We start from the raw sequence: 9,172 nt of genomic DNA on the forward strand, positions 1-9,172 counted from the left end.
CCTGGCAGATCGATCTTCACAGATCCAAATCGTAATCCACCGTCAACGGCGCATGGTCGCTGAACCACTGCTCCTTGTAGATGCGCGCACTGCGTGCCAGCGCCGCCATGCCGGGCGTCGCGAGGTGGTAATCGATGCGCCACCCCACGTTCTTCGCCCGCGCCTGCCCGCGGTTGCTCCACCACGTGTAGCACGCGTCGGTGGTGTCGGGATGCAGCTGGCGGTAGACATCGACCAGCCCGCCCTCGGCCGGGTCGAGCAGCCGCGTCATCCACGCACGTTCCTCGGGCAGGAAGCCAGAGTTCTTCCGGTTGCCCTTCCAGTTCTTGAGGTCGGCTTCCTGGTGGGCGATGTTGACGTCGCCGACCAGGATGAACTCGCGTTCGGCCTTCAGCGCCATCAAGTGCGGATAGATCTGGTCGATGAAACGGAACTTGGCCTGCTGGCGTTCGTCGCCGGAGGAGCCGCTGGGAAAGTAGCAGCTGATGATCGACAGCTTGCGTGCAGGCGTGTCGTGGCGCACTTCCACATAGCGGCCCTCGTCGTCGAACTCCGGCACGCCGATGCCGGTGCGCACCTCGGTCGGGGTGTGCCGGGTGTACATCCCCACACCGGAATAGCCTTTTTTCTGCGCAAAATGAAAATGTCCGTGCATTCCATCGAGGACGGTGTGGGAAGGGCTCAGGTCCTGAGTCTGGGCTTTCACTTCCTGCACCCCCATACAATCGGCTTGTGCGGATTCGACCCACGCCAGCAAGCCCTTGCTGGAAGCTGAGCGGATGCCGTTGAGGTTGAGGCTGACCAGTCGCATCACCAGACCCTTTTTATCGTCCATGCAGATGACCCAAGACGCAAGCTCCCCCCGCACCGACGCTCTTGCCCAGGATTTCGTGGCCTTCGCGGTCGATGCCGGCGTGCTGCGCTTCGGCGAGTTCAAGACCAAGGCCGGGCGGCTGTCGCCCTACTTCTTCAATGCCGGTCTCTTCGACGACGGCGCCAAGCTGGGCCGTCTGGCGCAATTCTATGCACAGCGGCTGGTGGCCTCCGGCCTGGAATTCGACATGCTGTTCGGCCCGGCCTACAAGGGCATCACGCTGGCCGCAGCCGTCTCGATCGAGCTGGCGCGGCTGGGCAAGAACGTGCCCTACGCCTACAACCGCAAGGAAGCCAAGGACCATGGCGAGGGCGGCACGCTGGTCGGTGCCCCGGTGCAGGGCCGCGTGCTCATCATCGATGACGTGATCTCGGCCGGCACCTCGGTGCGCGAATCGATCGCGATGATCCAGGCCGCCGGCGCCACGCCCTGCGGCGTGACGATCGCGCTGGACCGCCAGGAGAAGGCCAGCGAGAACGGCGTCGATGCGCCGCACTCGGCGGTGCAGTTCGTGCAGCGCGAACTCGGGCTGTCGGTGGTCGCCATCGCCACGCTGACCGACCTGCTCGCCTACCTGCAAGGCCAGAGCGACCCGCGCCTGAGCAGCAGCCTGCCGGCGGTGCAGGCCTACCGCGAGCGCTACGGAGTCCAGCCGTGAACCCGGCCCGCGCAGCGGCCCTGGTGCGGCTGGCGGGATCCATGCTGCTGCCGGCCATGCTGGCGACAGCCGGCCTGCCGGCGCAGGCGGCCAACATCTACACCTGTGTCAACGCCAAGGGCCAGCGCATCACCTCGGACCGGCCGATCGCCGAATGCATCGACCGTGCGCAGGAGCTGCGCAACACCGATGGTTCGGTGAAGCAGGTCGTGCCGCCATCGATGACCGCCGAGGAACGCGCGGCGTACGAAGACCGGCTGCGCCAGGAAATGGCCGCCGATGCCGTGAAGCGCGATGCGGTCCGGCGCGACCGCAATCTGCTGAGCCGTTATCCCGACGAGCCGCGCCACCAGCGTGCCCGCACTGCGGCGCTGGAACCCTTCAACACGGCGCTGCAGGCCACCGAGCGTCGCCTGGCCGAGCTGGAGCAGGAACACAAGCACCTGCAGCAGGAAGCGGAGTTCTACAAGGGCCGCGAACTGCCCCGCGAGCTGAAGATCAAGTTCGGCCAGAACCAGGCCGCGCTGCAGGCCCAGCAGGATGCGGCCCAGAGCCACCTGGCCGAGATCCAGCGCATCAACGCCAGCTACGACCAGGAACTGGTGCGCCTGAAGCGCCTGTGGGCCGGTGCGGCGCCGGGCAGCGTCAGCCTGCCAGCTTCGTCTTCAGCAGCGCGTTGACCTGGGCCGGGTTGGCCTTGCCCTTGGTGGCCTTCATCGCCTGGCCGACGAGCGCGCCGAAGGCTTTTTCCTTGCCGGCGCGGTAGTCCTCGACCGACTTGGCGTTGGCGGCCAGCACCTCGTCGAGGATGGTTTCCAGCGCGCCGGTGTCGTTCATCTGCTTGAGGCCCTTGGCGTCGATGACGGTGTCCACGTCCGAGCCGTCGCCAGTCCAGAGCGCGTCGAACACCTGGCGGGCGGCGTTGTTGGAGATGGTGCCGTCCTGGATGCGCTGGATCAGCGCGCCGAGCATGGTGGGTGCGACCGGCGCCGAGGCGATGTCGCCGCCATCGGCGTTCAGGCGCTTGCTGATCTCGCCCATGATCCAGTTGGCGACCAGCTTGGGCTGCGCGCAGGCGGCGACGGTCGCCTCGAAATAGGCGGCGGTGGCACGGCTGGCGGTCATCATCGCGGCGTCGTAGGCGGGCAGGCCCTGCTCGCGCTGCAGACGCGCGGCCAGCGCGCCAGGCAGCTCGGGCAGCTCGCTGCGCACGCGCTCGATCCACTCGGGGGCGATCACCAGCGGCGGCAGGTCCGGGTCGGGGAAGTAGCGGTAGTCGTGCGCGTCTTCCTTGGTGCGCATCATCCGCGTCTCGCCGGTGTCCGGGTCGAACAGCACGGTGGCCTGCACGATCTCGAAGCCGTCCTCGATCTGGTCGATCTGCCAGTTGATCTCGTAGTCGATCGCCTGCTGCAGGAAGCGGAAGCTGTTGAGGTTCTTGATCTCGCGGCGCGTGCCGAAGGGTGCACCGGGCCGGCGCACCGACACGTTGGCGTCGCAGCGGAACGAGCCTTCCTGCATGTTGCCGTCGCACATGCCGAGCCACACCACCAGCGTGTGCAGTGCCTTGGCGTACTCCACCGCCTGCTTCGACGAGCGCAGCTCCGGCTCGGTGACGATCTCCAGCAGCGGCGTGCCGGCCCGGTTCAGGTCGATGCCGGTCATACCATGGTGGTCTTCGTGCAGCGACTTGCCGGCGTCTTCCTCCAGGTGGGCGCGGGTCAGGTTGAGCCGGAACAGCTCGCCATCGACGAAGAACTCGACCACGCCGCCCTGCACGACCGGGATCTCGTACTGGCTGATCTGGTAGCCCTTGGGCAGGTCAGGGTAGAAGTAGTTCTTGCGCGCGAAGATCGACATCGGCGCGATGGTGGCGTTCACGGACAGCCCGAACTGGATCGCGCGCTCGACCGCGCCGCGGTTCATCACCGGCAGCGAGCCGGGCAGCGCCAGGTCGACTGCGCAGGCCTGGGTGTTCGGCTCGGCGCCGAAGCGGGTCGAGGCGCCGGAGAAGATCTTCGATCGGGTCGAGAGCTGGGCGTGGGTCTCGAAGCCGATCACGACTTCGTAGCCGCGCACGAGGAGGGATGCGGTCATGGGGCAGATTCTTCCGGAGAGGCGCGCCGGCAGGGTGTCGGCGTGCGCAAAGCGGAAATGCTACGGCATTGCGCCGAAGGCCGGGCCTCGTCCGGACGTGACAAGGGCTCCGCGAGGGAGCCCTTGGACCGATTTCGCGGCGTGTGCCGCGGGGGGCGGTTTACTTGCTGGCGGCCGGAGCGGCGGCCATCGGGCCGGAAGCGGCACCGGCCGGCTTGGCAGCGTGCTTCATCTCGGCCTTCTTGTGCTGCTGCATCTTGGCGTGCGGCTTGGCCATGGCGGCACCCGAGGCGGCCGGCGCGGCGGCGGGAGCAGCGTCGGCCGCCAGTGCGCCGAACGAGATCAGGGAGGCGGCGAGTGCGGCAAGCAGAGTCTTCATGGCAAGTGTCCTTCGGGGTCTGGTTATGGAGAGGAATTCAGTGCCTTGCGGCGTTTGTTCAACGTGGTTGGCAATGGTCCGGTTGACGTTGATCGAATCGAAATGATCAATCCGCGCTGCACAGCGACCAGGTCGCCAGAGGGCCGAATAGCCGAGTCGGCTGCGGTGGGATGCCGTGGTGCCAGGCTTCGTGCTTACACTCGAAGTCTCTAGTCCGCAGGATCTCCCACACACCATGAAAAACGCTCGTCTGGCCATCGGTGCCGCACTCTTGGCGGCCGTCGCGCTGGCTGCCACGCTGGCCGTGGGCGGCAAGGAAATGGCGCCGGTTGTCCAGTACACGCTGCTCGACGGCACGCAGCAGCGCAGCGACGCGCTGCGCGGCAAGGTGGTGCTGGTCAACTTCTGGGCGACGAGCTGCACGACCTGTGTCAAGGAAATGCCGCACCTGATCGAGACGCACCAGAAGTTCAAGGACCGTGGCTTCGAGACGCTCTCGATCGCGATGAGCTACGACCCGCCGGCCTATGTGATGAACTTCGCCGAGTCGCGCAAGCTGCCGTTCCGCGTGACGATGGACAACACCGGCGAGATGGCGAAGAAGTTCGGCCAGGTACAGCTCACGCCGACGACCTTCGTGCTCAACAAGAAGGGCGAGATCGTCAAGCGGTATGTGGGTGAGCCGGACTTCGCGCAACTGCATGCGCTCCTGGAGACGCTGCTGGCCGAATCGGCGTGACCGCTGCGCGCTCCGGCTGGTGTCCGGTCAGCCCTTGAGCGCCCCGAACACCGATTGCAGGATCTTGCTCCCCGTGCCGATCGGATCCTGCCGGATCTTCTTCTCTTCCTCGCCGATCATCAGGTAGAGCCCGTCCAGCGCCTTGCCGGTCACGTACTGCTGGATGCTGGCCTGCTGGTCATTGACCAGGCCCAGCGCCTTGGCCTTGCCGGCGATCGCGTTGTACTTCTGGGCCAGTGACACCTTCTCGGTCGCGGCGGTGACGATGGGCAGGAACTGCCCGCCCATCGGGGTACGGGTGCGTTCGGCGAAGAAGTCGGTCACCGAGGTCTCGCCGCCACGCAGGATCTGGGTGGCATCCTGCACCGACATCGACTTCACCGCGTTCACCAGCAGTGGCTTGGCGGCGGGCACGGCCTGTTCGGCGGCGCGGTTCATCGCGGTTTCCAGCGCATCGATCTTCTCGCCCTGGCCAAACGTGCGCAGCAGCCTGGCGCCCTGGTTCAGCCACTCGGGCAGCGCGATGTGCACCAGCGGGTTGTTCAGGAAGCCGCCGTCGCGCCCGAGCAGGCCCACGGCCGCGCTGGCGCCGCGCTCCAGCGCCGCGCGCAGGCCTTGCGTCGCATCGAGTTCGCTCAGTGCCCAGGTCGGCAGGACGGCGGTGCTGCCAAGCAGCGCCGCGGCGCGCAGCAGGGCCAGGCGGCGGGCCGCGTTCATGGTGGTGGCGGTGTGTGCGTCGGGGGTCATTCGGGTCTCCTTGGGGTTGGTCGAATCAGATGGACAACGCGGGAATGCTACTCTGCGCAGACAGCGCAGCGTGCCGCACAGCCCTGTGGATAAGTTTCTGGATAACCTGTTGGAGACCTGATGTACCAGCCCGCCCATTTCGTCGAATCACGGCCCGATGTGCTGCATGCACTGATCCGCAACCATCCGCTTGGCCTGTTGATCACCCACGGCCCCGGTGGGCTGGAAGCGAACACGATTCCCTTTCTGTTCGAACCTTCCGGCGATGCCGGCGGACCCTGTGGACAACTGGTGGGCCATGTCGCCCGGGCCAATCCCCTGTGGAAAACTTCAGCCGGAGAAGCCGAGGTGCTGGTCGTGTTCCAGGGCCCGCAGGCCTACATCAGCCCCGGCTGGTATGCGACCAAGGCCGAGACCGGCAAGGTCGTGCCGACGTGGAACTACGTGATGGTGCAGGCGCGCGGGCGGTTGCGGGCTGTGGATAACCCGGCGGCGGCGCGGGCCATCGTCACCCGCCTGACCCAGACGCACGAGGCGAAACAGGCGCGTCCCTGGTCGGTCGACGATGCGCCGGCCGACTATGTGGACGCCATGCTGAAGGCCATCGTCTGCATCGAGATCGCTGTGGACAAGCTGGACGGCAAGTGGAAAGTCAGCCAGAACCACCCCGCCGCCAACCGTGCCGGCGTGGCGGCCGGTCTGCACGCTGCTGGCGGTGACGAGGCCGCGGCGATGGCCCGGCTTGTGGATCACCGGTCTGTGGATAACTGACCGGCAGGCTCAGCGTCCCAGCACCTTCGCCACCGGATTCGGCCGCAGCCGGAATGCATCCGGCATGCCCGAGCCGAGCAGCGGGCGCAGGTACATCCGGAACGCATCGGTCACGCCGGTGCCGCGGGCGTCGAGGAACTCGTCCTCCATCGTGCGCGTCTTGCCGGCGACGGCGTCCAGCGGCAGCAGCTGGTAATCCGCGGCGTAATAACCGGCGCGCTGGATCGCCACCGAGCCATCACGCCCGCCCCACATCGCGTACTGCACGGCTTTCTCGCCCACCTCGCGCGCCTCGCGCTGGTCCACGTCGCTGACGCAACCGATGAAGCTGCGCTGCAGGTAGCCGAAGGTGTCGCCGCGCACGCGCTTGATGCCCAGCTTCTGCTTGATCTCCTCGCACAGCAGGTCGGCCAGCGCCCCGGTGCCGGAGAGCTGGAGGTTGCCGTGGGCGTCGAACTCCATGTCCTTGGCCAGCGTGGAGATGATGGGCGTGCCAGCGGCGTCGTGGATGCCCTCGCTGACGGCGATGACACAGCGGCCGAGGCGGTCGTGGGTGGCCTTCACGTCGGCCAGGAATTGCCCGAGGTCGAAGGTGCGTTCGGGCACGTAGATCAGGTGCGGGCCGTCGTCGTCGAACTTCTTGCCCAGCGCGGACGCGGCCGTGAGGAAGCCGGCGTGGCGTCCCATCACGACGCCGACGTAGATGCCCGGCAGCGCGGCGTTGTCCAGGTTCGCGCCAGCGAACGCCTGTGCCACGAAGCGCGCCGCGCTCGGGAATCCCGGCGTGTGGTCGTTGCCGACGAGGTCGTTGTCGATGGTCTTGGGGATGTGGATGCAGCGCAGCGCGTAGTTCGCCGCCTGCGCCTGCTCGCTGACGATGCGCACGGTGTCGGACGAGTCGTTGCCGCCGATGTAGAAGAACTGGCCGATCTCGTGGGCCTGCAGCACCTTGAAGATCTCGCGGCAGTAGGCCTCGTCGGGCTTGTCGCGGGTCGAGCCGAGCGCAGACGACGGCGTGGCAGCGACCATCTCCAGGTTGTGGCTGGTCTCCTGCGTCAGATCGACCAGGTCCTCGTTGACGATGCCGCGCACGCCATGGCGCGCGCCGTAGACGAATTCGACGCCGCGGTGCCGCCGCGCTTCCAGCACGACGCCGACGAGCGACTGGTTGATGACGGCGGTCGGGCCGCCACCTTGGGCGACCAGGATCTTGGCGTGGTTCATGCGGCGGATCTCCTCTGTCGGGCTGGATCAATCGGGCCGTCCGGGGTGGACATGGCCCGGGATCATCCTACGCCTGCGAGGCGGGGCGCTCGGGGACAATCCCGGCCCGCGATGCCATTCCACTCCGGTCATTCCCGTGATGCCCCACGTTGTCACTTTCCGTTCCCGACCTGTCGGCGTTCCCAGTGAATGGGTGCTGCTGGCGGTGAGCCTGCTCTGGGTGCTGACCTGCCATCTGCCTTTCTTCAGCGCTGCACTGCAGGGACGCATGTGGTTCGAACCGGACACCTGGCGTTTTGGCGCGGCGCTGCTTGTCGGCCTGCTGGCACTGAATTTCGTGGTGCTGGCGCTGCTGTGCCATGGGCGCCTGCTCAAGCCGCTGGTGGCGGTGCTGCTGGTCGTGGCTGCGGGGGCCGCCCACTTCATGCAGGCCTTCGGGATCTACCTGGATCCTTCCATGCTGCGCAACACACTGCGCACCGACATCGGCGAGGCACGCGAGCTGCTCAGCCTCGGCTTTGCGGGGCGGCTGCTGCTGCAGGCGGCGCTGCCGATGGCCCTGCTCTGGGGCGTGCGCTTGCGCGAGCGGACCTGGGGTCGTGCGCTCGGGCTGCGGCTGCTGTGGACCGTGGCTGGGATGCTGGTGCTGGTGGGGTCGGTGATGGCGGTGTTCCAGCCGTTCTCGTCGCTGATGCGCAACCACAAGGAGATCCGCTACCTGATCACGCCGACCAATGTGCTCTGGTCGGCAGGCAGCGTGGTGGTCGACGACCTGAAAGGCGCGGCCAGGCCCCGCCAGCCGATCGGTCTGGATGCCCGACCGGGGCCGCTGATGCAGGCCCGCACACGGCCGGCTGTCGTCGTGGTGGTCGTCGGCGAGACGGCGCGCGCGGCCAACTGGGGTCTGAATGGATATGCCCGCCAGACGACGCCGGAGCTGACGAAGATCCCCGCGCTGGTGAACTTTCGCCAGGTCACGAGCTGTGGCACGAACACCGAGGTGTCGGTGCCCTGCCTGTTCGCGCCGGTCGGGCGGCGTGACTACGACGAGGCGACGGTCCGCGGCAGCGAGTCGCTGTTGCATGTGCTGCGCCGCGCGGGCGTGGGCGTGCTGTGGCGTGACAACCAGTCGGGCTGCAAGGGCGTGTGCGAGGGGCTGCCCAGCGAGGAGCTGGTCAAGCTGAACCCGCCCGGCCTGTGTGCCGATGGACGTTGTCTGGACGAGGCACTGCTGCTCGGCCTCGACGCGCGTCTGGCGCAGGCCAAGGGCACGCAGGTCATCGTGATGCACCAGCTCGGCAACCACGGCCCGTCCTACTTCCGCCGCTATCCGGAGGCCTTCGCGAAGTTCCAGCCGGCGTGCACCCAGGACGACCTGCGCCAGTGCACGCAGGCCGAGATCGTCAACGCCTACGACAACGCGCTGCTCTACACCGACCATGTGCTGGCCACGCTGATCGGGCAGTTGCAGGCGCGGGCAGCGACGGTGGACAGTGCGGTGGTCTACGTGTCCGACCATGGCGAGTCGCTGGGGGAGTCCAACCTGTTCCTGCATGGATTGCCCTACGCGATCGCACCGGATGTGCAGAAGCAGGTGCCGATGGTGATGTGGTTCTCCGAGGGCATGGCGCGTGCCGCCGGCCTCGACCTGGTCTGCCTGCGTCGCCGCGCCGCGCTGCCGGC

10 protein-coding genes are annotated in these 9,172 nt (G+C 67.3%); 5 read left to right on the forward strand and 5 right to left on the reverse strand.

Annotated features, from left to right (window positions below; translation table 11 throughout):
* Window positions 1-16 precede the first annotated feature (16 nt).
* Window positions 17-814 (reverse strand): exodeoxyribonuclease III, encoded by a 798-nt coding sequence (locus AB3X43_RS08705; RefSeq protein WP_369429460.1) that lies wholly within the window; start codon window positions 812-814, stop codon window positions 17-19.
* A 25-nt stretch (window positions 815-839) separates the two neighbouring features.
* On the opposite strand from AB3X43_RS08705, the gene pyrE reads away from it, so the two are divergent.
* Both pyrE and AB3X43_RS08715 read left to right on the forward strand, forming a co-directional pair.
* Window positions 840-1,532: an orotate phosphoribosyltransferase gene (pyrE, locus tag AB3X43_RS08710; RefSeq protein WP_369429451.1), complete on the forward strand. Its 693-nt coding sequence runs from the start codon at window positions 840-842 to the stop codon at window positions 1,530-1,532.
* Window positions 1,529-2,212, forward strand: a complete 684-nt coding sequence (locus tag AB3X43_RS08715) for a DUF4124 domain-containing protein (protein WP_369429452.1) — start codon at window positions 1,529-1,531, stop codon at window positions 2,210-2,212. The genes pyrE and AB3X43_RS08715 overlap by 4 nt, the downstream gene beginning before the upstream one ends.
* On the opposite strand, the gene gatB is transcribed toward AB3X43_RS08715, so the two are convergent.
* Window positions 2,178-3,629, reverse strand: coding sequence for an Asp-tRNA(Asn)/Glu-tRNA(Gln) amidotransferase subunit GatB (gene gatB, locus AB3X43_RS08720; protein ID WP_369429453.1), 1,452 nt, complete (start codon window positions 3,627-3,629; stop codon window positions 2,178-2,180). The genes AB3X43_RS08715 and gatB overlap by 35 nt on opposite strands.
* A 160-nt stretch (window positions 3,630-3,789) precedes the next feature.
* Window positions 3,790-4,008 carry a hypothetical protein gene (locus AB3X43_RS08725; protein WP_369429454.1) on the reverse strand — a complete coding sequence of 73 codons (219 nt, stop codon included), beginning with the start codon at window positions 4,006-4,008 and terminating at the stop codon, window positions 3,790-3,792.
* Between the two features lie 235 nt (window positions 4,009-4,243).
* Here AB3X43_RS08725 and AB3X43_RS08730 point away from each other — a divergent pair, with 235 nt between their 5' ends.
* A complete protein-coding gene (locus AB3X43_RS08730) occupies window positions 4,244-4,747 on the forward strand; it encodes a TlpA disulfide reductase family protein (protein WP_369429455.1) in 504 nt (167 codons plus the stop codon).
* 27 nt (window positions 4,748-4,774) lie between these two features.
* Here AB3X43_RS08730 and AB3X43_RS08735 read toward each other — a convergent pair whose 3' ends face one another.
* Window positions 4,775-5,494 (reverse strand): DUF4197 domain-containing protein, encoded by a 720-nt coding sequence (locus AB3X43_RS08735; protein ID WP_369429456.1) that lies wholly within the window; start codon window positions 5,492-5,494, stop codon window positions 4,775-4,777.
* Window positions 5,495-5,614: 120 nt separating this feature from the next.
* Between AB3X43_RS08735 and AB3X43_RS08740 the strand changes: the two genes are divergently transcribed.
* Complete coding sequence (locus tag AB3X43_RS08740) at window positions 5,615-6,265, forward strand: FMN-binding negative transcriptional regulator (protein ID WP_369429457.1); 651 nt, start codon at window positions 5,615-5,617, stop codon at window positions 6,263-6,265.
* A 9-nt stretch (window positions 6,266-6,274) separates the two neighbouring features.
* Here AB3X43_RS08740 and AB3X43_RS08745 read toward each other — a convergent pair whose 3' ends face one another.
* Complete coding sequence (locus tag AB3X43_RS08745) at window positions 6,275-7,489, reverse strand: 6-phosphofructokinase (RefSeq protein ID WP_369429458.1); 1,215 nt, start codon at window positions 7,487-7,489, stop codon at window positions 6,275-6,277.
* Window positions 7,490-7,628: 139 nt separating this feature from the next.
* Between AB3X43_RS08745 and AB3X43_RS08750 the strand changes: the two genes are divergently transcribed.
* Window positions 7,629-9,172: phosphoethanolamine transferase (locus AB3X43_RS08750; RefSeq protein ID WP_369429459.1), on the forward strand; the 1,544-nt coding region annotated here is incomplete at its 3' end.

This window comes from Sphaerotilus sp. (assembly GCF_041083715.1).
Classification (GTDB): Bacteria; Pseudomonadota; Gammaproteobacteria; order Burkholderiales; family Burkholderiaceae_C; genus Sphaerotilus.